Genomic DNA, 21,797 nt, shown 5'->3' with positions numbered 1-21,797 from the left:
AGGCGCGGCGGTAAGGACAGTTTTGCGCTTTGGCTGCCTGAAAGCGGTAATTCCGCTACCGACCCGATTGCAGACATTCGGGGCAGGTTCACAACGTTAGCCTTCCTGCTAAACCGGCCTAATGAAACCAAGCCTTCACCCTCAGGAAGAGGAGCGCCTCAGGGAGCTTCGACGATACGGGATTCTCGATACCGAGCGGGAGAAGGATTTTGACGAGCTGGTCGAGATCGCCTCGGATATTTGCGAAACCCCTGTGTCGGTCGTGAACTTCATCGATGAGGGACGTCAATGGTTCAAGGCCGAAGTCGGCCTCGGCGTTAGATCCACTCCCATAGAAACGAGCTTGTGTGGTCACGTCATCCTTCAGGGCGATTTCGTGGAGATACCCGATACGCTTCAAGATGAACGGATGGCGGATAACCCCCTGTGCACATCAGAGCCAGGATTTCGTTTTTATGCAGGAGCGGTTCTCAAGGGGGCGAACGGTTTACCTTTGGGAACTCTATGTGTGCTCGACAACAGACCGCGAACTCTCACTGATCGCCAGCGTAAGATTCTGATGGTTCTATCGAAACACGTAATGCGAGAACTCAATCTGCGGATCGCTCTCGAAGATGAGCGCGTGCTTCGAAGAGAGGTGGATCATCGTGTAAAAAACTCGTTGGCCTCCATCGGCGCAATGTTGTCGATGAAAGCCCGTCGAACATCTCATGAAGCGCTAAGGCTGGAACTCGATGACGCAAGCACGCGCATTCGATCTCTGGCTTCCCTTCACGCTGAATTGCACGAGCTGGAAGCCGGTGGCCATATAGACCTGAAATCTTTATTTGAACGCGTCCAGACAGACCTACGATTCCTCATTCCTGAAGCTGCAACCTTGTCGATTAAAGTTGAAGCTTTCGAGGCAACACCTCAACTGGCGAACGCTCTGCTCCTGATTGTGAATGAATTTGTGTCTAATAGTGTAAAGCACGGCTCGAAGGATGGGAAAGGGGCCATCACCGTGGTTATAAAAGGCGATGCTGGTTCGTGGTCGATTGTATGCCGTGACAATGGCAAGGCGACTAAGTTGGATGCTGAGCGGGCCATGTCGAAATCCGGTTTGGGCACTAGGGTCATTCATTCACTCGCGAATTCGTTAAGTGCGAATGCTGAGTGGTCAGCCCCAGGAGATGGGATGGAACTCAGAGTGGCGCCACAGCAAAAGTGAAGGGACCGCTTACCACCCCAATAGCTGACTTTCCCACCCGGTGACTTGATCGCCAAAAGCGTCCGTTCGAACAGGTCGCCTCACCCCTCTTCCAGCAGCAACAATTCGCAACGCACCACCAGTCGCGGTTCGGGGGTCAGGCGATGCTCGACCTCGACCACGCCTGCATCGGCGACCAGCTGGCCGGGAATGGCGAACTCGTGTTCGGGCAGCTCGGCGACGAAGGCCTCGCCCACTTCGACCGCTTCTTCGCCCGCGAAGAGCAGTGCAAGGCAATGGCGGGTACCGGCGAAGGTGATGCTCGCCCAGGCCTTCTCGGTATGCGTCAGCACCTTGCCGTGGTGCGCGTGGAGCTCGGCCAGCGCCGTGCGCACGCGGTCGGCAGCGGTACGGCGAGGGCGCCGGGCGCGGGGAGGGGCGGGTTCAGCCGACATGCGCGGTCTCCTTCTGCGCGAGGCCGGTGGCCCGTGCGGCCTCGAAGCCGGCGATGAAGCCGCGGATGCGCTGCTCGGTGCGCTCGCGCGGCTCGCGGCCAAGGCGCAGGTCGAGCACGAAGCGCGGGTCGTGCGCGGCGAGGCGGCCGAATTTGGTCGCCGCCATTTCGTGCTGGCGGAGGAATGACTCGATTGTGCGGATCAACATGGCGGGCTCCCCAAATGATGGCCGGAATGGGCGATTCGCTGGATATGTTCCGCATATGTTCCAATCGAAATCCTACTTGTCTAGGAAAAATCCTATGCTATAGGAAATTTCCCTCATGCGTTGTCTTTCGCCACCGACTGCGAGACCGGGCGCAGTGAGGGGAAGGAGGAGCATATGGCCGATACCATGACGTCCGATCGGGCCCGGTTGGTCGAGCTTGCCGAGGCGGGGCGGACCAGCCTGGCTTCGCTCTCCGCCATGCTCGGGCGCAATCCCAGCTATTTGCAGCAATTCGTCCGCAAGGGCAGCCCGCGCAAGCTGGAGGAGGCCGACCGGCGCAAGCTGGCCGAATTCTTCGGCGTGAGCGAGGTCGAACTGGGCGCCGATCCCGATCATGTCCGCGCACGCGTTGCGGACGATTTCATCGCCGTGCCGCGCCTCCCGCTCGATGCTTCGGCGGGGCCGGGCGCCTTCTCGGCAGAGGAAATTTCCTTCGACGCCTTCCGCTTCAGCCGCCGCTGGCTGCGCGAAATGGGGCTCGAGGGTGCCGATCTCACCGCCATCCGCGTCGAGGGCGACAGCATGGAGCCGGTCCTGCGCAGTGGCGACGAGATCTTCGTCGACCGCAACAAGCGCTCAGGCGAGGGCATCCACGTCGTCCGCATCGGCGATGCGCTCCACGTCAAGCAGGTCCAGGCCAGCGCGCCGGGCCGGCTCATGCTGGTCAGCGCAAACGACAGCTACGCCCCGATCGACCTCGCGCGCGAAGAGGTCGAGGTGATCGGGCGCGTTGTCTGGAAAGGCGGGCGAATCTAGCCCGGCCGCCTGATGTAGTCGTCGGTCTGCAGCGTCATCATGTAGTCGGCGATGAGCTCGATATCCTCATCGACGAGGTCGACATCCATCTGCATCGGGTAGTTGTGCGCGTCGGAGAGGAAGGTGACCAGCGTCTGTCGCGTCAGGCCCGGGCTGTTGGCGATATCGACCCAATTGGGCGCCTGCGGGTTGGGCGAGACCGAATTTGCGCGCACCGCATGGCATTCGCCGCAGATCGCCGTGACATAGGTCGGGGCCGCGCTCTCGCTTGTTGCGACCGGATTCGCCGCCGGGATCGGTTCGGCCGCGCCGCTTGTCTGGCATGCAACCAGCGACAGGGAGGCTGCGAGAATCGCTGCGAAATGCTTCATCGATCGGCTCCTTCTGCGGTGTGCATAGCAGCTTGCCCGAGATGCGGCTTGTTTTCGATCACGAAGCCGACCATTTTCCCCGGCGATGGAAAAGACCCCCGAAACGCCCACCCCGCCGCCGATGAAGGCCGGCATCGTGCCCGTTACCCCGCTGCAGCAGAACTGTTCGCTGATCTGGTGCACCAAGACCATGAAAGGCGCGCTGATCGATCCGGGTGGCGATCTCGACAAGCTCAAGGCCGCCGTCGCCCAGACCGGGGTCGAGCTCGAGAAGATACTCATTACCCACGGCCATATCGACCATTGCGGCGAGGCCGGCGTGCTGGCGAAGGAACTGGGCCTGCCGATCGAGGGGCCGCACGAGGCCGACCGCTTCTGGATCAGCCGGCTCGACGAGGACGGGCGCAAATACGGCGTCAACGGACAGGTGTTCGAGCCCGACCGCTGGCTCGAGGACGGCGACACGGTGACCGTGGGTGAGCTGGTGCTCGAGGTCATCCATTGCCCCGGCCACACGCCCGGTCACGTGGTTTTCTTCCACCGGCCGAGCAAGTTCGCGGTGGTTGGCGACGTGCTCTTCCAGGGCAGCATCGGGCGCACCGATTTCCCCATGGGCAATCATCAGGACCTGATCGATGCGATCACGCAGAAGCTCTGGCCGCTGGGCGACGACGTCACCTTCATCCCCGGCCACGGCCCGACCAGCACCTTCGGGCACGAGCGCAAGACCAACGCCTTCGTGAGCGACTACGCGTTGTCTTGAGGCGTGCGCCAACGACGTCCGTCGTTAGCTCTCGGCCTGGCCATCCCACTCCCCACCCGGCCCCCCACGGCAAGGTATTCTATGGGTGGCCGGGTGGGGGAGTGGGCCGGTGCAGCCGCAAGGGAAGCGCGGAGGCGCTTCCCGCATGCAACAAATACCTTCCCTACATCACGCCGAGGACGATCAGCACCGCCACGATCGCGAGCCCGAGCAGCGTCAGCATGGTGATCAGCGTGCCGATCATGCGCGGCTTGGTGCCGGTTTCGGCGTCCATGCCGAAGCCATGCGCCACCCGCCCGAGCATGTAGATGCCCGCCACCCAGGCGAGCCAGGGCGCGCCTTTGCCCGACAGTTCGATGGCGGCGATCAACACGAGTACGAAGCCGGTATTCTCGACGAAGTTCAGCTGCGCGCGCATGCGGCGGGTCAGCGGGCCCCCGGCATCGTCGCCGTGGATGGTCTTGGTCGCGCCGCGCATCTGGCCGACGCGGACCGCCAGCCACAGGTTGATGATGGCCGCCGCGGCCGCCGCTGTCAGTGTAACCGGCAGGATAATGCCCATGCTCGTCCCTCCCTTGTCTTTTTCACGATCGCAACCCACCTCCAGTGCTAGGGTGATGCCCCGTGGCGTGCAATCCCGCCTGGCGGGCGACACGGCTTGCATCCCCCGAGAATTTCGCTATAGCGCGCGCCTTCACCGCCACGGTCGGGATATTCGGGTTCACGCGCTCTTGCGGCGTGCCGGACCTTCCCCTAGGGCGGCCACCGAAATTGATTGTAATTGTTTGAGGAACAGGTGCCGCCATGGCCGTCCCCAAGAGGAAAGTATCGCCCCACCGTCGCGGCAACCGCCGTGCGCATGATTCGCTCAAGGTCGAAGCGCATCACGAGTGCTCGAACTGCGGTGAACTCAAGCGTCCGCACAACCTGTGCCCGCATTGCGGCCACTACAACGGTCGCGAAATCATCGCCGTCGGTCTCTAAGACCGTCAGCAAAGCCGGAGTCGTCGCATGAGCCTGCCGCGTATCGCTGTCGATGCGATGGGCGGCGATGAAGGCGTGCGCGTGATGATCGACGGTGCCGCGATGGCGCGGCGCCGACACGACAAGTTCAAGTTCCTGCTGGTGGGCGACGAGACGCGGATCAAGGCCGCGCTCGAATCCCATCCCGGCATGGCGGGGGCTTCGGAAATCCTGCATTGCGAAGACGTGGTCGGCGGTGACGAACTGCCGAGCCGTGCGCTGCGCCGCGCCAAGACCACCAGCATGGGCCTGGCGGTCAATGCGGTGAAGCAGGGCGAGGCCGGCGCGGCCGTTTCGGCCGGCAATACCGGGGCGCTGATGGCAATGAGCAAGCTTGCGCTCAGGACCATGCCCGGGCTCGACCGGCCCGCGCTTGCCGCGCTGCTGCCGACGCTCGGCGACAACGACGTGATCATGCTCGATCTCGGTGCGAACCGCGAATGCGATGCGCGCAACCTCGTCCAGTTCGCCATCATGGGCGCCGCCTATTCGCGCATCGTGACGGGCAACGAACGTCCGCGCACACGGCTGCTCAACATCGGGACCGAGGAAACCAAGGGCACCGAGGACATCCAGCAGGCCGCCGAAATCCTCCGTGCGACGACCGGCCTCGCGATGGAATTCAAAGGCTATGTCGAAGCCGACAAGATCAACCGCGGCGATTGCGACGTGGTGGTGTGCGACGGCTTCTCCGGCAATATCGCGCTCAAGGCGATCGAGGGCACGGCGCGCTTCGTCACCGACCTGCTGCGCCGCGCCTTCACCAGTTCGACCCGTTCGAAGATCGGTTTCCTCGTATCGCGCCCGGCGACCGAACTGCTCAGGCACCATCTCGACCCCAACAATCACAATGGCGCGGTCTTCCTTGGGCTCAACGGCGTCGTGGTGAAGAGCCACGGCAGCGCCAATGCCAAGGGCGTGGCCAATGCCGTCGAAGTGGCCGCCCGCCTGCTGGAGGACGACATTACCAACCGCATCAAACGCGACCTCGGCGAAGTCGACGCCGCGAGTCTGTCCGCCAAATGATCCGGTCGGTCATCACCGGCACCGGCTCGGCCCTGCCCAGGACCTGTGTCAGCAATGCCGAGATGGCGCAGCGGGTCGACACGACCGACGAATGGATCGTCGAGCGGACCGGTATTCGCCAGCGTTATATCGCAGGTGAGGGCGAGACGACCTCGAGCCTCGCGATCGAGGCTTCGCGCAAGGCGCTTGAAGCGGCCGGGATCGACGCGGCCGAAATCGGCCTGATCGTGCTCGCCACGGCTACGCCCGATCACACCTTTCCCGCCACCGCGACGCAGGTCCAGGCCGCGCTCGGCTGCGGCGGCGGGGTCGCCTTCGATATCCAGGCGGTCTGCTCGGGCTTCCTCTACGCGCTCGCCACCGCCGATTCACTGCTGCGTACGGGGATGGCGCAAAAGGCGCTGGTGATCGGCGCCGAAACCTTCAGCCGTATCCTCGATTGGGACGACCGCACGACCTGCGTCCTGTTCGGCGATGGCGCGGGGGCGGTCGTGCTCGAGGCGCAGGACGTCGCCGAAGACGGCCCCGGCATCCTCGCCAGCCGGCTCCATGCCGACGGCTGCCACAAGGACATGCTCTATGTCGATGGCGGGCCTTCGACCACGGGCACGGTCGGCCATCTGCGGATGAAGGGCCGCGAGGTGTTCCGGCACGCGGTGGTCAATCTCGCCGATGTCCTGAAGGAGGTGCTCGAGGCTACCGGGACGAGCGCCGCCGAGATCGACTGGGTGGTGCCGCACCAGGCCAATGCGCGGATCCTCGATGCCACCGCGCGCAAGCTGGGCCTGCCGGCAGAGAAGGTCGTCGTGACTGTCGACCGGCACGCCAATACCTCCGCCGCCTCGGTTCCGCTGGCGCTCGACACCGCCATGCGCGACGGGCGGATCAAGCCGGGCGATCTCGTCATGTTCGAGGCGATGGGCGGCGGCTTCACCTGGGGCGCCTCGCTCGCGCGGATGTAGAATTTGCCCGAAAACCGGGCCATGCCATTGCGAAATCAGGCAAATAGCTCTATTGTCGGTGAGGGTTTCAAGCGGGTCGTCAATTCGCTCAGGGTCGTATCTGGGGGAAGGATAATATGGATATGATGCGCTCCGTGGGCACGCTGACCAGGGCGGACCTGGCCGAAACAATCAATCGCAAGATGGGCCTGTCGCGCGCCGAGTCGCTCGAAATGGTCGAGGCGATCCTCGACAAGATGAGCGACGCACTGGCCGATGGCGAAAACGTCAAGATTTCGGGCTTCGGCAGCTTCGTGCTGCGCGACAAGAAGGAACGCGTCGGCCGCAATCCCAAGACCGGGGTAGAAGTGCCGATCACGCCGCGCCGCGTGATGACCTTCCGCGCGAGCCAATTGCTCAAAGAGCGCATCGCGAACGGCTGAGGAGAGCCATGGCGACTTTCGACGACGGCAAGGACAAGGGCGCGCTGCGCACCATTGGCGAAGTCGCCAAGGCGACCGGCATCAAGGCGCATGTGCTGCGCTATTGGGAGCAGCAGTTCCCGATGCTCAAGCCGCTCACCCGCAGCGGCGGGCGGCGCTATTATCGCTCCGAAGACATCGAGCTGATCGAGCGGATCGACCGTCTGGTCAATCGCGAGGGCTATACGCTGAAGGGTGCCAAGGCGGCGCTGAAGGGCGCCCCCGATACGCAACCCGCGGCACAGGAAGCCACGGTACCGACAGTCGATGCCGAGCTCGTCGCGCGGCTCAAGGCGATCCGCGAAAGCCTGAAGGCGGCGCTGGCGGCCTAGCGCAGTTCGGCTCTCCGAGAATCCGATTTACGTCGGGGCTACCGTTGTCTCCGCCGCACCAAACCGGTCCTGTCGGGCCGACGCGCGGGAAGCTCTTGCGGCGCGGCCCATTCCGTACGGTCGCGGCCCTTGGCCTTGGCCAGATACAGCGCGGCATCGGCATGGTGCAGCGCTTCGTCGAGCGTCTGCCCCGCATCGAGACGGGCCACCCCTGCCGAGGCAGTCGTGACCAGGCCGGGGGCTTCCAGTTCGGGGCCGACCGCGGCAATCGCCTTGCGCAGCGCGTCGATCGTCTTGCGGGCTTCGCTGTCGGAGCGATCGGGCATCATGACGGCGAATTCCTCGCCTCCCAGCCGTGCCGCGAGGGATTGATCGCCTAAGTCCCGCTCAAGCACGTCGCGCATGGCGCGTCCGACGCGTTCGAGCACGGCATCGCCGACCGCGTGCCCGAAGCGGTCGTTGATCGCCTTGAAGTGGTCGATATCGATCATTGCCACCACGCGCGGCGTCCATTCGGTCAGCTCGGCGTAGGAGAAGAATGCGCGGCGGTTGAGAAGCCCGGTCAATTCGTCGTGTTCGGCCATGTGCATGGCACCCTCGAGCGATGCCCGGAGATCCTTGCCCAGTCGGCGGTTTTCGACCAGCAGTTGCGCGGATTGCGTCTGGCCATAGGTCGAGGCATGCGAATAGGCGATGAAGATCAGCAAGATGATCGCCATCCCCGCCGTCAGTTCCAGCGCGTCATGGGCGCCTTCGCTCCACAGGCCTCCCCCGAAGGCGCCGAGAAATCCGGCGGCAAAGCTCAAGGCCATGCGCGGGACCGACGACAGCATGGTGATGATGATGCTCATCCCGATCAGGGTGCCGCCGCCGACCAGCAGGCGGGCCGGGTGAAGCGTGGGATGCGCCATGACCGGCAGCAGGGTAGACCCCCAGGCGGCTCCGCCGACGAACAGGGCCGCGGCCAACCAGCGCAGCTTGGTCAGCAGAGGGAGATTATCCCTCAATGCGGAGCGCACCTGTGCAAATGCGGTCCGCGTCCCGACCATTGCGACGAGCCGGAACACCAGCGGGAACACGAAATATTGGGCGGTCGGCAGGAAGAAGGCCGCCACAGCCGCAATGACCCAGCACAGGAGGTTGGCAAGCACGGAGCGTTGTTCGGTATCGACCACCGCCTGCAGGATTGCGCGCTGGACCTTGGCCTGTTCCGGGGGAGCGATTTCGCCGGAAGGTTCGAGGTCGGACGGTAATCCCATGGGTCGGCAGTGATCCTTTCCCGATGGCCTGGGCCCACGCATGGAGTTGCGAGAAAGCCGTGAAGCCCCCTCCTAACGGCGATAAGGTAAATATTTGGCTACCCGACGCCTTTCGGCCGGGCGCGATCACTCGGCTGCGAGCAATTCCTCTGCCCCGCCCAGATCCACGCTGACCAGCCGGCTGACGCCCTTTTCGATCATCGTCACGCCGAACAGGCGGTGCATGCGGCTCATGGTCACCGCATTGTGCGTGACGATGAGATAGCGGGTCTGAGTCTCGCGCGTCATCGCATCGAGCAGGTCGCAGAAGCGATCGATATTGGCGTCGTCGAGCGGTGCGTCGACCTCGTCGAGCACGCAGATCGGCGCAGGGTTGGTAAGGAACAGCGCAAAGATCAGCGCGGTCGCGGTCAGCGCCTGCTCGCCGCCCGAAAGCAGTGTGAGCGACTGTAGCCTCTTGCCCGGCGGCTGGGCGAAGATCTCGAGGCCTGCTTCCAGGGGATCGTCGCTGTCGATCAGAGCGAGATGCGCCTCGCCGCCCTCGAACAGGCGGGTAAAGAGTCGCTTGAAGTGATCGTTGACCTGTTCGAAGGCGGCGCGCAGCCGCTCGCGGCCCTCGCGGTTGAGATTGCCGATCGAACCGCGCAGCCGGCTGACTGCCTCGCGCAGTTCCTCCTGCTCGGCGGCGTTCGAGCCGTGTTCGCTCTCGATCCGTTCGAGTTCCTCGGCGGCGACGAGGTTGACCGGGCCGATCCGCTCGCGGCTCGCCGTCAGGCGATCCATCTCGGCGCTCTCGGCTTCGGCGGCGCGGATAGCCTCCTCGTCGAAAGCAAAGCGTTCGGGCAGCAGCGGAGGCGGGCACTGGAAGCGCTCGCCCGAGACGCGCGCCATCTCGATCCGCCGACCGTCCTGGTTTTCGGCACGCTCGGTCAGGCCGGCGCGCTGTTCGCGCGCTTCGGCCAGCACCTCGTTGGCGGCAGCGAAAGCACGGTCGGCTTCCTGCGCCCGGGTGTTGGCCTCGGCGACAGCCTTCTCAGCCGCGGCGAGATCGCGCGCCAGCCGTTCGCGGACTTGGTCGCCCTGTTCGATCTCGCGCATAAGCCCCTCGGGCTTGGCTGCTGTGATGGCGCGCTGTTCCTCGATTTCGCCGGCGCGAATTTCCATTTCGGACAGGCGCCGCGCGGCATCGCCGCTGCGTGCCTGCCAGTTCGCGATGTCGCTGCGCTGTGCCGAGGCGCGTTCGCGCGCGACCGCCAGCGCCTGGTCGTGGCTCGCCAACTCGGCGGCGCGGGCCTGCAGGGTAGCTCGCGCAGCTTCGTTCTTCGCTCGTGCGGCCTCGAGCGCGGCGCGCCCCGCGGCGGGGTCGGGCAGGGCGTCGCGCTTACCCTCGGCCGAGGCGAGGTCGGAGCGCGCCGCCGCGACCAGCTCGGCATGCTCGGCCTCGTTGCGTTCGAGTTCGGCCAACCGCGCGGAGAGCCGCTCGCGCGCCGCCTCGGCCTGGTCGAGAGTGCGCAGCGCCTGACGCTCCGCGTCCACTGCACCCGCGAGCGCACGCTCGGCGGCGACGAGATCGCGCTGCAACTGCGCCAGTTCTTCGCTCGCGCCGTCGAGCGCGGCCTGCGCGGTCTCGGCGGCCTCGCGCAGCGCGGGAAGACGTGCATCGAGCTCGGCGAAGCGGTTCTCCGCCTCCAGCCGCGCCGCCTCCGCCGCGCCTTCGCCGCGCACGACGAGCCCGTCCCAGCGGCGCAATTGCCCGCGCAGGGTGACCAGCGCGTGGCCCGGGGCAAGCGCGCGCCCGTCGTCCTCCTCGGCGACATGCACCAGCGCGAGCAGCGCGCGCAGTTCTTCGGGGCAGGCCTCGACATGATCGGAGAGGCTGTCGGGCACGGGCGAGGGCGCCTCGGCCCCGGTCCAGTAGCGACCCTCGGCATCTCCCTCGGGCAGGCCGAGCAGGGCCTTGCCGTCGCGCCCCAGCGCCGCGGCGACTGCCCGCTCATAGCCCTTGGCCGCGCGCAGTTGGTCGATCGCCTGCTGGCGCCCGCTGCGCTTCGTCGCTGCGCGTTCGCGCGCTTCGCGATCGCGCTTCAAGGCCTCCCATTCGCGCTGCACGCCCGACAGTTCCGCCCTGGCTTCGGCGAGCGCGGAAGAGGCCTCGTCGCGCGCCGTCTGCAATTCGGCCTTACGCGCCTGCATCTGCTCGAGTTTCGAGCGCTGCGCGGCAAGCGCCTCGCCCGCTTGCTCTGCGGCAGCCCTTGCCGTGTCGACCTCGGCGTCGGGATTCTCGCCTGCCAGAGCCGCACGCTGCTCCGCCATGCGCCGACGCTCGGCCTCGACGCGGTCGAGCCGCAGCTTCGCCTGCGCGACCTCGGCTTCGGCGACGCGCCATTCTGCCTCGACCCCGGCATTGTCGGCCGTCGCCTTGGCCAGCGCGAGTTCGGCGGCGCGGCTGTCGCGCTCGGCCTGCTCGCGCGCGCGTTCGAGTGCGGGGCGCCCTTCCTCGTCGCTCGCCAGCGCCTTCTCGCTCTGCGCCAATTCGCGTTCGAGCCGCGAAAGCGCCTCTGCGGCATCGCGCGTCAGCCGGTCGGCATCGCCCCGGTCGGCCTCGAGCCGCTCCTTCTGCCGGTCGAGATCGGCGAGCCGCTGCTCGGCAGCCTCGAGCTGGCTGGTCAGTGCCGCCATGCGGTGCCCGTGCGCGCTGGCGTCGTCGCGCCGGTCGGCCTGCTCCTCGCGCGCCGCGGCGAGCGCCTCGGCTGCCGCGCGCTGGGCCCGCTGCGCCTCGTCGGCGGCCTTCTGAGCCTCGCCTACGCGGGCTTCCGCGGCCGATGCCGCCTGCTTCGCCTCCTCTGCCGCTGCCGCGGCATCGCGCCAGCGGGCGAAGACCAGCCGCGCCTCGGCGGTGCGGATTTCGTCGGACAGTTTCTTGTAGCGTTCGGCCTGCTTGGCCTGGCGCCGCAGCGAGGCGATCTGGCTGTCGAGTCCGGCCATGATGTCCTCGAGCCGTTCGAGGTTGGTCTCGGTCTGGCGCAGCTTGCTCTCGGCATCGCGCCGCCGGACGTGGAGGCCTGCGATCCCCGCCGCTTCCTCGAGCATCTGGCGCCGTTCGGTCGGCTTGGCGGCAATGACCTGCGCGATCTTGCCCTGACTGACCAGCGCCGGGCTGTGCGCGCCGGTGGCAGCATCGGCGAAGATCAGCGCGACGTCCTTAGCGCGCACGTCGCGCCCGTTGAGGCGGTAGGCGCTGCCCGCGCCGCGCTCGATCCGGCGGACGACTTCCATCTCGTCGCCCTCGTCGTCGGCGCCGTGCAGCACGACTTCGGCGAAATCGCGCTGCGGGCGGCTCTGCGTGCCGGCGAAGATGACGTCTTCCATTCCGCCCGAGCGCATCGATTTGGGCGAGTTCTCGCCCATCACCCAGCGGATCGCCTCGAGCAGGTTGGACTTGCCGCAGCCATTGGGGCCGACGACGCCCGTCAGCCCCGGTTCGATATGCAAGGTGGCGGGTTCGACGAAGCTCTTGAAGCCACTCAGCTTGAGCTTCGAGATCTCCATCGCCGCGCTGCCCCCCCTCCGGCGCGCCTTACCGGGCGCCGGCGCGCTGGAGGATCGGTTCCAGCGCGGCCCAGGTATTGGCATCGACGTCGCGACCGTTCAGCTTGAAGGTCGGCGTGCCGGTGATGTTGAACTCGCTACCGTATTTTTGCGTGAAATCGGCCTGCTCGGTCAGCTTGGCGGTATCGGCGAGGCACTGGCGGCCCTGGTCTTCGCTGATCCCGCGCGAGGCGAAGAAGTCGAGATAACCGAGCTGCTCGGCCGCCACGACGAAGCGCTGTTCGAGCGGCAGGCTCATGGCCTGTTCGAACACGGCCTGATTGGTCTGGAGCGGTTCCATGATCGTTTCATAATTCGCCCAGACCTGGTCGGACAGCGGGACCACCGCTTCGGCCGGGCCGCACTGCGTCAGCCGGCCGAGCAGCAGGTCGATCGGACCGTGGATCGCGAACTGGCGCAGCTCGAAACTGACCACGCCGGTATCGATATATTCGTGCAGCGGCTCGCTGCCTTCGATCGAAAAGCGCGCGCAGGTCGGGCAGGTGAGCGAACCGTATTCGATGAGCTTGAGCGGGGCTTCGGGATTGCCGACCAGCACGCCGCCGTCTTCGGTCATGGTCGCGGTGGTCCGCCACTGCGTGCCCTCGGGCGCGGGGATCGCGGCGATCGCGTCTCCCTGGATTTCACCGGTTTCCTCGGTCGGCGAACCGCAGGCGGCCAGCGCAAGGGCGAGCGGGGCGGCAAGGGCGAAACGCAAGGTCTTGATCATCGGATTCCTCATGTCTGGACGGGCAAGGCTAGGGCACGGGGCGCGGGCAGGGGAAGGCACGGACGCGCGTTTCCACAGGCCTTTCCCCCGAAAAGGCGGGGCAATTGGGCCTCAGAGCGCTTTCTTGAGGCGCGGCTCGAGCGAGCCCCAGTCATGCGCGTCGAGCAAGGTGCCGTTGAGTATGAAGCTGGGGGTGCCGGTAAGGCCGTATTTGCGCACATCGGCCGCCGAGGTCTCCGCGATCGCGCGGGCCTTGGCCTCGTCCGACAGGCACCGGTCGAGCTGTGCGCGGGTATAGCCGCGCGTTTCCATGATGTCGTAGAAGTCGAGATCGCTGGCGATCGCCTGCAGCCGTGCGGAAAGCGAACCGAACTGCCAGCGCGATTGCTGCGCCTGCGTGGCAGTGCGCGCCTTCTCGATCCATTCGTCGTAGCGATGCATGATTGCGTCGTGGTTGCCGCCGAATTTCTTCGCCTCGCCGCAATGGGTAAGCAAGGCGGCGGTCAGATCGACCGGATCGCGGATCAGGTGGCGGATTTCATAGCTCACCTTGCCGGTCGGGACATAGGCGACCTTGATCGCGCCGTCGCCGGTCTGCGCGAAATGGGCGCAGTGCGAACAGGTATAGCTCATGAATTCGACCAGCTTGGTCTTCGCCTGCGGATTTCCGAACAGGTGGCCGCCGTCGGTTTCGCTCAGCATGCCGGCCCAGTTGCCGCCGGGCAGGATCGGCTTGTCCGCTGCGCCGGCCGCAATCGCCAGGGGCACCGCGCCGGCCAGCGCCAGCGCCTTCAGGATTCCAGTCTTGATCGTCACCTGTCCTCGTTCCCGTCTTCTTGCGACCCCAGGCTCCGTGCGAGCGATTCGAGCACGGTCCTCAGCTCGGGGTCTCCAATATCGCGCAGGCTGTCGCCCAATTCCATCGGAATCGGCTTGAGCGACGGCGGCGGCTTGGGCGTGTCCCTGCCCGGAGGCGGCTTAACCTCGCCTTGCCGCAACTTGATCCGCGCCACCGCGCGATAGCCGAAGAAGCGGTTCACCCGTTCGACGATCTCGGGGATGACCTGCTGTACCAGCGGCGCATGCGCGGGCTTTACCACCAGATGCATGATGCCCTCCGATTTCTCGCCGGGAGGAAAGCGGATCATTTCCGGCGTGCAGACGCGGGCATGCGTGGCGCCGACGATCTCGGGCCAGCGGCTGACGACCGACGACTGGACGAAACCGAAGCGACGAAAGGCGCTGCGCCCGATCTGCGGCATCAGGTCGCTGATCGCCTTGGGGCCGCCGCCGCGTGGGCGGGTATAGCTCTTGGCCCGCTTGCCCGATTTGGTCTTGTCGCTTTCCATTGCGCGGATGCTCATGCCATAGGCGGGCCGTGGCCGCCACCGTCTCCGACATGCTTCTCGACTGGTACGATGTCCATGCGCGCGATCTGCCGTGGCGCGCGCGGCCCGGCGATCCGCCGCCCGACCCCTATCGGGTGTGGCTTTCCGAAGTGATGCTGCAGCAGACCACCGTCGCCGCGGTGAAGCCCTATTTCGAGGCCTTTACCACGCGTTGGCCCGACGTCGCGGCGCTCGCCGCTGCACCGGAAAAAGACGTCATGGCCGCATGGGCGGGGCTGGGATACTATTCGCGCGCCCGCAATCTGGTGAAATGCGCGTCTGCCGTCGTCGAACGCGGCGGTTTTCCCGAGAGCGAGACCGGTCTGCGCGAACTGCCGGGACTGGGTGCCTACACCGCGGCGGCGGTCGCGGCGATCGCCTTCGGCCAGCGCGCGGTGGTGGTCGATGCCAATGTCGAACGCGTGGTCGCGCGGCTGTTCGCGATCGACGAGGTGCTACCCGCTGCACGCAAGGCGATCAGACAACGCGCGGAGGCGATCACGCCCGAACGGCGTGCGGGCGATTTCGCGCAGGCGATGATGGATCTCGGCGCGACCATCTGCGCCGCGCGCGATCCCAAGTGCCTGTTGTGCCCGCTTTCGGCTGTTTGCGAGGGGCGGGCCGCGGGCGATCCGGCGCGGTTGCCGGTCAGGGCCGCGAAGAAGCCCAAGCCCGTCCGGCAGGGGCAGGCCTTCTGGATCGAGCGCGAGGGAGCCGTCTGGCTGGTCCGGCGCGCGGGGAGGGGCATGCTTGGCGGCATGCGCGCCTTGCCTGACGACGGCTGGAGCGCGCGCGGCGACGGAACGGGTGAGGCTCCGCTCGATGGCGCATGGGAACGCGCCGGGCTGGTGCGCCACACCTTCACGCATTTCACGCTCGAGCTGTCGGTCTTGTCGGCAAGTCTCGAGCGCCAACCTGACGGCGAGGGCGAATGGTGGCCGATCGAGCGGATCGACGAAGCGGGCCTGCCGACGCTCTTCGCCAAGGCGGCGCGGCTGGCGCTGGCCTAGAACAGCCCGCCGGTGATCGACAGGCGGATGGCGATGATCACGATCACCAGTAGGTTGAGGTTGCGGCCCGCGTTCTTCGACGACAGTCCACCCACGACCGCGCCGACCACGGCGACGGGCAGGACGAGCCACAGGCCGAGCCCGAGGATCGGCAGCTGGAGCGGAATCGCGAGGATCAGGCAGACGAGGCCGATCAGGATCGAAACGATGTTGAGCATGTGTCCTATATGTATAGCACACTGGCCGATTGCAACAGTTTCGATTGGCAATTGACGCTTCGCCGACGCTCCCGCACAAACCCGCCAAACGCAATTCCGGAGAGACGAGAATGGCCTATCGCGAGTTCGACACCCCGCAGATGTCCCGCCGCGCACTGCTGCGCGGGGGTGCCTGGCTTACCGCCGGGGCGGCGCTCGCGGGCCACCCGATGGGGCGCATGGCCTTCGCCCAGGGAGCGCCGGCCGGCTGGACCAACGTCCGCAGCATGGTCGATAAATACGTGTCCGAGCGCAAGGTCGCCAACATGGTCGCCACGCTTGGCTGGGGCCAGCGCGATCCGCAGACCATCGCCAAGGGCATGCTGGCGCTGGGCGGCACCGCGCAGGCCGGTCCCGACAGCCTCTATCGCATCTATTCGATGACCAAGCCGATCACCGGCATGGCCGCGATGATGCTGATCGACGAGGGCAAGCTCGGCCTCGACCAGCCGATCGCCGATCTGCTCCCCGCCTATTCGAAGATGATGGTGCAGAAGACCTACGACGGGTCGATCACCGATGTCGTGCCCGCCGAACGCCCGATCACCGTGCGTATGTTGATGACGCATACCGCGGGCCTCGGCTACGGTATCGTCCAGAAGGGGCCGATCCAGAAGCTATACGAAGAACAAGGCCTGATCCCCGGTCAGGTCAGCCGACTGCCGATCCCCGGCATCGGCCGCGCGGTGGCGGTCCAGGGGCTCGATGTGTTTGCAGATAGGCTCGCTAGGGTGCCGCTCGTGCTCCAGCCGGGCAGCAAGTGGAGCTATTCGGTCGGGCTCGACCTGCTCGGCCGCGTGATCGAGGTCGCCAGCGGGCAGAAGTTCGATACCTTCCTCAGGCAGCGTATCTTCGAGCCTGCGGGGATGACCAGCACCTTCTTCACCGTGCCGCAGGGCGCGGTCGATCGTTTCACCACCAATTACGGCATCGCCAATGGCGTGCCGCTGCCGATCGACCCGGCTAGGGCCTCGATCTATCTCGACGTGCCGCCCTTCCCGATGGGCGGGGCGGGGCTCGTTTCGAGCCCGCGCGACTACGACCGCTTCCTGCGCATGCTGCTCGGCTACGGCAAGATCGACGGCAAGCGCGTGATGGGGGAACTGGCGGTGCGTGTCGGCACCTCGGACCTGCTGCCCGAAACTGCCACAACCAAGGGCACCTGGGTCGAAGGCCAGGGGTTCGGCGCGGGCGGCCGGGTGACCGATGGCGCCTATGGCTGGGGCGGGGCGGCGGGCACGGTCGCCTTCGTCAATTTCAAGGCCGGGCTGCGCGCCAATCTGATGACGCAATACATGCCGTCCGAAGCCTATCCGATCCACGAAGGCTTCCCGAAGGCGGTGGTGGCCGATCTTGCCGCGATGCAGGGAGCGAAGAGCTAACCCGTGCTCTCCTTCACCGGCTCGCGCCTCGACCGCGCCGATCACGTCCGCGCCGATCCCGAACGGCTGGCCGGATACATGAACTGGAAGGCGCGGCTGCTCGCGCTCGACGGGCTGATGCCCGCGCTCGACGACGAAGGGCGGCTTGCCTGGGGCACGCTCGCCGATGCCGCCGAGGATGCCGAGCTCTGCTTCCTCGGCCTCGACGAGGGGAAGGCCTGCTTCGCCGCCGTCCCGCCGCGCGGCGATGCCAGCCCGCGCATGGCCAATCCGCAGCTATGGTCGCTGATGGCCACGCTGAAGCCCGACGACCTTGCCCTCTACGGCGGCGCGCGCAGCCTCGTCGACTGGCATGCGCGGCACCGCTTCTGCGCGCAATGCGGGGGTGACACGAGACTCGCCAAGGGCGGCTGGCAGCGCGACTGTACCGCCTGCGGGGCAAGCCATTTCCCGCGCACCGACCCGGTCACGATCATGCTGGTCGAGCATGAGGGGCGGCTGATGCTGGGGCGCGGTCTCGGCTGGCCCGAGGGCCGCTTCTCCGCGCTCGCGGGTTTCGTAGAGCCGGGCGAGAGCATCGAAGAAGCGGTTGCGCGCGAAGTGCTCGAGGAAGCGGGCGTACGCGTGCGCGACGTGACCTATGTCGCGAGCCAGCCCTGGCCCTTCCCGAGCCAGCTGATGATCGGCTGCCATTCGCATGCCGACAGCGACGAGCTGACCATCGACGAGACCGAGATGGCCGAGGTGATCTTCTTCACGGGCGAAGAGGTCGAGGGGGCGCTGGCGGGCGAGGGCCCCTTCGTCGCCCCGCCGCCGCATGCTATAGCGCATCACCTGATGCAGTGGTGGGTGAAGCGATGAGCGAACCGAGAACCTTGCGGATCGACATCTGGTCCGACGTCATGTGCCCCTGGTGCCTGGTCGGCTGGGGCAATCTGCAGAAGGGTCTAGAACAGCTCGAGGGAGAGATCGAGGCGGACATTCGCTGGCATGCCTTCGAGCTCAACCCCGACATGCCGCCCGAGGGCGAGGAAAGCACCGCGCATATCGCGCGCAAATACGGCTCGACCCCCGAACAGTCGAAGGCGGTGCAGGGCCGGATGCGCGAAGCCGCGCAGGGCGCGGGCGTGTCGCTCGATTACGAGGGACCCGATCCCGAACCGCAGCGCTGGATGTGGAACACTTTCGATGCGCACAAGCTGCTGACCTGGGCTGGCGAGGAACACGGCCCGGCGAAGCAGACCGAGCTGAAGCTCGCGCTGTTCAAGGCGCATTTCAACCAGCGGCGCAAGATCGCCGACCACGCGGTGCTGCTCGACGTGGCGGACAGCGTAGGGCTGGATCGGGCGACGGCGCAGGCTGCCCTCGCGAGCGAGGAGATCGCGCACAAGACCCGCGCCGAGGAACGCGCAGCCTGGGACCTCAACATTTCCGGCGTGCCCGCGATGGTGGTCGAGAACAAGTTCATGATCCCCGGCGCGCAGCCGCCCGAAGCCTATGTCACCGCGCTGCGGCGGGTGGCGGAGAAGGTGGCGACGACAGCAGGCTAGGCGGTATTTTCGCTATCGACCCGAAGGCCGACTTATTCCCGTCAAAAATACAGGCCTAGATACATTAAGGTCAGACCATAGGCGTTTACGGTCATGTGAGCGATCACTGGTACGAGCAACTTGCGACCGTTCCAGAGATAGAGCAATCCAAACGACAGGCCAATCAGCCCGGTCGTGATTACCCCTGCTAGCCCTTGGTAAAGATGGCTCAGGCCAAACACTGTAGCTGACAAGAGGACCAGCCAGATTGCGGCACGGTCTCCGAATATCGCCGCTCCCCAGCCCACCACAAAGCCGCGGAAAACCAGCTCTTCTGCTATTCCGCCAAAGAGTAAGCCAAGGGTGAGAAGAAGAAGGAAATTGACGAGATCGCCTTCAACATGACCTATTCCGGCGAGTTCGATCTCGTGGCCTGTCAGTTGTTCGATAAGCGGCTCGATGAGGACGTGAGATGCGACAGCGATGAGCAGACCGGCGCCAAGACCATAGAGTGCTTTCCGGAAGGGGTGGCCTTGTGAAAGCGCGAGCGTCGGTGTCCTCGACTGGGAAACAAAAATAAGAATGAGAATGACAATCGCGAGGCTGACGAGCACGCCCAGCCCGGGAACGGCAACAGCCGGCAGTAGAGGAAGTAGGCAGAGGAAGCCGTAAAGCCGATCACTTCGCTGCATTTTCCTCCTCCCAAGGCTGTCAGATTTGTATAGCCGTTCTCTGATGCTGCGCAAAGAAGGGCCGCTTGATCTTGGTCTCATGATCTAGGGGTAGTGTCCGCTATCCACCCGCCATCGGGCGTTAGCTACCCCCGCTAGATCAGCCCGAGGCGTTCGAGCTTGCCCGCCAGCTTGCCGGGCAGGGCGTCGCCGATGTCCTCGCCTTCCGCCAAATCGCGCGGGGGTTCGCCCTTGAGGTAACGCCAGCCCTGGTGCGCGCGCTTGGGGCGCGGGTGGACGCGGATCAGTTCGGGCTTGAGGTCGATCGACCAGCGCCCGTCCCTGGTCTCGCTGAAGCCGATGATCTCGCTCCGCGCGACGATGGCGTGCTGGTGGATCCAGAACAGCGAGCCGCCGATGCACTGCTCCCACTTGGTCGGGCGATAGCGCGTGGTGAGATTGGGGCTGCGCCGCTGCGCATACCAGCTTTCGATATCGGCATAGCTTTGCGCGCCGAAGGCGATCTTGGTCAAATTGAGCGGCATGGGGTGGAGATAGGCGAAACGCGCGAAAGCTCAACTCCCCCGTCACCCCGGACCTGATCCGGGGCTGGTGCTTCTTTTCGTCGGGTGCGCGCGAGGCCAAGCAGCCCCGACCCCGGATCAAGTCCGGGGTGACGTGATGAGGGTTGGCGAGGTCATCGCTTTCCTACAGCGGGCGGGTTGTCGCAGGATGCCCGAATGCGCGCTTCTCTTCCCCTCAACCCCCCGCATTTCCACGGTTTCGTGGCACATCATCCGCCCGCAGCTTTTTTCGCATTGGACCGTGTAACATGCGGTCCATGTGTAGGATCGCTATCCGGCGATCCCGCTTGCCACGGCGAGGCCGAGGAAGGCGAAGAAGCCCATCGAATCGGTGATCATCGTCACGAAGACGCTGCTCGCCACCGCCGGGTCCTGGTCGAGCCGGTCGAAGGCCACGGGCACGAGCACGCCCGCCAGCCCCGCGGTGACCACATTGATCACCATGGCGAGCGCGATCACCGCCCCGAGCGTGGGAGTAAAGATCAGCCCCGTGGCCATGCCGATCAGCGCGGCGATGGTCACGCCGTTGAGCAGCGCCACACGCATTTCGCGCAGCAGGATACGCCGCGTGTTACTGCGCGTCAGCTGGTTGGTGGCGATCGCGCGGACGGTCACTGCCATGGTCTGCGTGCCGGCATTGCCGCCGATGCTGGCGACGATCGGCATGAGCACGGCAAGCGCGACCAGCTTCTCGATCGCCGCGCCGAACATGGCGATGATCAGCGAGGCGACCAGCGCGGTGCCGAGATTGGCGACCAGCCAGCGCACGCGCGCCGAATAGGCCTCGCGGATCGGCTCGTTGATGTCGCCGTCGCCCGCGCCCGACATGAGCAGCGCGTCCTCGCCGGCCTCTTCGGAGATGATGTGGACCACGTCGTCGACCGTCATCTGGCCGACCAGCCGCTCGTTCTCGTCGACCACCGCGGCGCTGATGAGATTGTACTTCTGGAACATCAGGCCGACCTCTTCCTGGTCGAGCGTGACGGGGATCAGCGTCTGGTCGCGCTTCATTACATCGGCGAGCGCAACCGCGCGCGGGGCGCGCAGCACCCAGGAGAGCTGGCAGGTGCCGACCGGGTGGTGCTTCTCGTCGACCACGAAGACTTCGAAGAATTCGTCGGGCAGGTCGCGCCCGTCGCGCAAATAGTCGATCAGGTCGCCGACCGTCAGGTGCTCGGGCACCGCGACGAATTCGCGGCTCATCAGGCGGCCGGCGGTTTCCTCGGGATAGGCGAGGGCGGACTGGATCGCGATCCGGTCTTCCAGCTCGACCTCGGCCAGCACGGCGCGCTGGTCGGCCTCGTCGAGATCCTCGATCAGCTGGACCGCGTCGTCGGTCTCGAGCTGCTCGACGATCTGCGCCACCGCCCCGGCGGGCAGCGCCTCCATCATGTCCTCGCGGACGTGGTCGTTGAGCTCGGCGATCACCTCGCCGCTCATCAGATCGGTGATCGCCGCGGCGAGGACCGCGCGGTCCTCCTTGTCCATCAGCTCGATAAGGTCGGCGATGTCGGCCGGGTGCAGCGGTTCGACGAGGTCGTAGACCGCCTGCGCGTCCTCCTCCTCGAGCGCATCGGCCACGGCGCGGACGAACTCGGGCTTGAGGATGTTCTCCTCGTCCATCCGCTCGTCGTCGATGCGGTCGTCGGGACGGCCTTCCTCCACCGGCGGTTCCGCCAGCATGACGTCGTCTTCGTGGAGGGGCGTCTCGTCGGACATATCGTCGCTCTAGGGAGCGGGCTTCGAAAAGCAAGCCGTGACACCGGCGCTATCCCTGCTAGAGAGCCACACAA

Annotated in this window: 25 protein-coding genes; 12 read left to right on the top strand and 13 right to left on the bottom strand. The window is 65.9% G+C overall.

Annotated features, from left to right (window positions below):
* Positions 1-121: 121 nt before the first annotated feature.
* Positions 122-1,210, top strand: coding sequence for a histidine kinase dimerization/phosphoacceptor domain -containing protein (locus tag ACEQZ0_RS00635; protein WP_370187234.1), 1,089 nt, complete (start codon positions 122-124; stop codon positions 1,208-1,210).
* Between the two features lie 80 nt (positions 1,211-1,290).
* Here the strand turns inward: ACEQZ0_RS00635 and ACEQZ0_RS00630 are convergent, their stop codons facing one another.
* A complete protein-coding gene (locus ACEQZ0_RS00630) occupies positions 1,291-1,644 on the bottom strand; it encodes a hypothetical protein (RefSeq protein WP_370187231.1) in 354 nt (117 codons plus the stop codon).
* On the bottom strand, positions 1,634-1,852 hold the full coding sequence (locus tag ACEQZ0_RS00625) for a hypothetical protein (RefSeq protein ID WP_370187228.1): 219 nt from the start codon (positions 1,850-1,852) through the stop codon (positions 1,634-1,636). Before ACEQZ0_RS00625 ends, ACEQZ0_RS00630 begins: the two co-directional genes overlap by 11 nt.
* A gap of 174 nt (positions 1,853-2,026) precedes the next feature.
* On the opposite strand from ACEQZ0_RS00625, the gene ACEQZ0_RS00620 reads away from it, so the two are divergent.
* Positions 2,027-2,668: a helix-turn-helix transcriptional regulator gene (locus ACEQZ0_RS00620; RefSeq protein ID WP_370187225.1), complete on the top strand. Its 642-nt coding sequence runs from the start codon at positions 2,027-2,029 to the stop codon at positions 2,666-2,668.
* On the opposite strand, the gene ACEQZ0_RS00615 is transcribed toward ACEQZ0_RS00620, so the two are convergent.
* On the bottom strand, positions 2,665-3,039 hold the full coding sequence (locus ACEQZ0_RS00615) for a hypothetical protein (protein WP_370187222.1): 375 nt from the start codon (positions 3,037-3,039) through the stop codon (positions 2,665-2,667). The two genes, ACEQZ0_RS00620 and ACEQZ0_RS00615, sit on opposite strands and share 4 nt — an antisense overlap.
* Positions 3,040-3,160: 121 nt before the next feature.
* On the opposite strand from ACEQZ0_RS00615, the gene ACEQZ0_RS00610 reads away from it, so the two are divergent.
* Positions 3,161-3,802: an MBL fold metallo-hydrolase gene (locus tag ACEQZ0_RS00610; protein WP_370187846.1), complete on the top strand. Its 642-nt coding sequence runs from the start codon at positions 3,161-3,163 to the stop codon at positions 3,800-3,802.
* Between the two features lie 163 nt (positions 3,803-3,965).
* Here ACEQZ0_RS00610 and ACEQZ0_RS00605 read toward each other — a convergent pair whose 3' ends face one another.
* On the bottom strand, positions 3,966-4,364 hold the full coding sequence (locus ACEQZ0_RS00605; RefSeq protein WP_221600379.1) for an MAPEG family protein: 399 nt from the start codon (positions 4,362-4,364) through the stop codon (positions 3,966-3,968).
* Positions 4,365-4,606: 242 nt separating this feature from the next.
* On the opposite strand from ACEQZ0_RS00605, the gene rpmF reads away from it, so the two are divergent.
* The 5 genes from rpmF (at position 4,607) to ACEQZ0_RS00580 (ending at position 7,606) form a co-directional block, all read left to right on the top strand.
* Positions 4,607-4,786 (top strand): 50S ribosomal protein L32, encoded by a 180-nt coding sequence (gene rpmF / locus ACEQZ0_RS00600; RefSeq protein WP_200980932.1) that lies wholly within the window; start codon positions 4,607-4,609, stop codon positions 4,784-4,786.
* Positions 4,787-4,813: 27 nt separating this feature from the next.
* Positions 4,814-5,851 (top strand): phosphate acyltransferase PlsX, encoded by a 1,038-nt coding sequence (gene plsX / locus ACEQZ0_RS00595; protein WP_370187219.1) that lies wholly within the window; start codon positions 4,814-4,816, stop codon positions 5,849-5,851.
* Positions 5,848-6,813: a beta-ketoacyl-ACP synthase III gene (locus tag ACEQZ0_RS00590; RefSeq protein ID WP_370187216.1), complete on the top strand. Its 966-nt coding sequence runs from the start codon at positions 5,848-5,850 to the stop codon at positions 6,811-6,813. Before plsX ends, ACEQZ0_RS00590 begins: the two co-directional genes overlap by 4 nt.
* A gap of 122 nt (positions 6,814-6,935) precedes the next feature.
* Positions 6,936-7,235, top strand: a complete 300-nt coding sequence (locus tag ACEQZ0_RS00585; RefSeq protein ID WP_370187212.1) for an integration host factor subunit alpha — start codon at positions 6,936-6,938, stop codon at positions 7,233-7,235.
* 8 nt (positions 7,236-7,243) lie between these two features.
* A complete protein-coding gene (locus ACEQZ0_RS00580; protein ID WP_370187209.1) occupies positions 7,244-7,606 on the top strand; it encodes a MerR family transcriptional regulator in 363 nt (120 codons plus the stop codon).
* Positions 7,607-7,644: 38 nt separating this feature from the next.
* Here the strand turns inward: ACEQZ0_RS00580 and ACEQZ0_RS00575 are convergent, their stop codons facing one another.
* The 5 genes from ACEQZ0_RS00575 to ACEQZ0_RS00555 form a co-directional block, all read right to left on the bottom strand.
* Positions 7,645-8,865 carry a GGDEF domain-containing protein gene (locus ACEQZ0_RS00575; RefSeq protein ID WP_370187206.1) on the bottom strand — a complete coding sequence of 407 codons (1,221 nt, stop codon included), beginning with the start codon at positions 8,863-8,865 and terminating at the stop codon, positions 7,645-7,647.
* A 126-nt stretch (positions 8,866-8,991) separates the two neighbouring features.
* Positions 8,992-12,414, bottom strand: coding sequence for an AAA family ATPase (locus tag ACEQZ0_RS00570; protein WP_370187204.1), 3,423 nt, complete (start codon positions 12,412-12,414; stop codon positions 8,992-8,994).
* A gap of 28 nt (positions 12,415-12,442) precedes the next feature.
* Positions 12,443-13,183, bottom strand: a complete 741-nt coding sequence (locus ACEQZ0_RS00565; protein ID WP_370187201.1) for a thioredoxin domain-containing protein — start codon at positions 13,181-13,183, stop codon at positions 12,443-12,445.
* 111 nt (positions 13,184-13,294) lie between these two features.
* On the bottom strand, positions 13,295-13,999 hold the full coding sequence (locus ACEQZ0_RS00560; RefSeq protein ID WP_370187199.1) for a thioredoxin domain-containing protein: 705 nt from the start codon (positions 13,997-13,999) through the stop codon (positions 13,295-13,297).
* Positions 13,996-14,547: a DUF721 domain-containing protein gene (locus ACEQZ0_RS00555; protein ID WP_370187198.1), complete on the bottom strand. Its 552-nt coding sequence runs from the start codon at positions 14,545-14,547 to the stop codon at positions 13,996-13,998. Before ACEQZ0_RS00555 ends, ACEQZ0_RS00560 begins: the two co-directional genes overlap by 4 nt.
* Before the next feature lie 35 nt (positions 14,548-14,582).
* Between ACEQZ0_RS00555 and ACEQZ0_RS00550 the strand changes: the two genes are divergently transcribed.
* Positions 14,583-15,581: an A/G-specific adenine glycosylase gene (locus tag ACEQZ0_RS00550; RefSeq protein WP_370187844.1), complete on the top strand. Its 999-nt coding sequence runs from the start codon at positions 14,583-14,585 to the stop codon at positions 15,579-15,581.
* Here the strand turns inward: ACEQZ0_RS00550 and ACEQZ0_RS00545 are convergent.
* Entirely contained in the window at positions 15,578-15,799 is a 222-nt protein-coding gene (locus ACEQZ0_RS00545) for a hypothetical protein (protein ID WP_370187195.1), read from the bottom strand. The two genes, ACEQZ0_RS00550 and ACEQZ0_RS00545, sit on opposite strands and share 4 nt — an antisense overlap.
* A gap of 110 nt (positions 15,800-15,909) precedes the next feature.
* Here ACEQZ0_RS00545 and ACEQZ0_RS00540 point away from each other — a divergent pair, with 110 nt between their 5' ends.
* The 3 genes from ACEQZ0_RS00540 to ACEQZ0_RS00530 all read left to right on the top strand — a co-directional run bounded on the left by ACEQZ0_RS00540 (position 15,910) and on the right by ACEQZ0_RS00530 (position 18,770).
* The gene (locus ACEQZ0_RS00540) at positions 15,910-17,220 is read left to right on the top strand and encodes a serine hydrolase domain-containing protein (protein WP_370187193.1); all 1,311 of its coding nucleotides are present in this window, start codon (positions 15,910-15,912) and stop codon (positions 17,218-17,220) included.
* Between the two features lie 78 nt (positions 17,221-17,298).
* The gene (nudC, locus tag ACEQZ0_RS00535) at positions 17,299-18,081 is read left to right on the top strand and encodes an NAD(+) diphosphatase (RefSeq protein ID WP_370187841.1); all 783 of its coding nucleotides are present in this window, start codon (positions 17,299-17,301) and stop codon (positions 18,079-18,081) included.
* Positions 18,078-18,770 (top strand): DsbA family oxidoreductase, encoded by a 693-nt coding sequence (locus tag ACEQZ0_RS00530; protein ID WP_370187191.1) that lies wholly within the window; start codon positions 18,078-18,080, stop codon positions 18,768-18,770. The genes nudC and ACEQZ0_RS00530 overlap by 4 nt, the downstream gene beginning before the upstream one ends.
* Before the next feature lie 41 nt (positions 18,771-18,811).
* Here ACEQZ0_RS00530 and ACEQZ0_RS00525 read toward each other — a convergent pair whose 3' ends face one another.
* The 3 genes from ACEQZ0_RS00525 to mgtE form a co-directional block, all read right to left on the bottom strand.
* Positions 18,812-19,441 carry a lysostaphin resistance A-like protein gene (locus ACEQZ0_RS00525; RefSeq protein WP_370187188.1) on the bottom strand — a complete coding sequence of 210 codons (630 nt, stop codon included), beginning with the start codon at positions 19,439-19,441 and terminating at the stop codon, positions 18,812-18,814.
* 134 nt (positions 19,442-19,575) lie between these two features.
* Positions 19,576-19,965 carry a DUF1489 family protein gene (locus tag ACEQZ0_RS00520; protein WP_370187185.1) on the bottom strand — a complete coding sequence of 130 codons (390 nt, stop codon included), beginning with the start codon at positions 19,963-19,965 and terminating at the stop codon, positions 19,576-19,578.
* A gap of 309 nt (positions 19,966-20,274) precedes the next feature.
* Entirely contained in the window at positions 20,275-21,723 is a 1,449-nt protein-coding gene (gene mgtE, locus ACEQZ0_RS00515) for a magnesium transporter (RefSeq protein ID WP_370187183.1), read from the bottom strand.
* Between the last annotated feature and the right edge of the window lie 74 nt (positions 21,724-21,797).

The organism is Qipengyuania sp. (genome assembly GCF_964227205.1).
Taxonomy (GTDB): domain Bacteria; phylum Pseudomonadota; class Alphaproteobacteria; order Sphingomonadales; family Sphingomonadaceae; genus Qipengyuania.
This window is presented reverse-complemented; position numbering and strand designations above follow the sequence as displayed.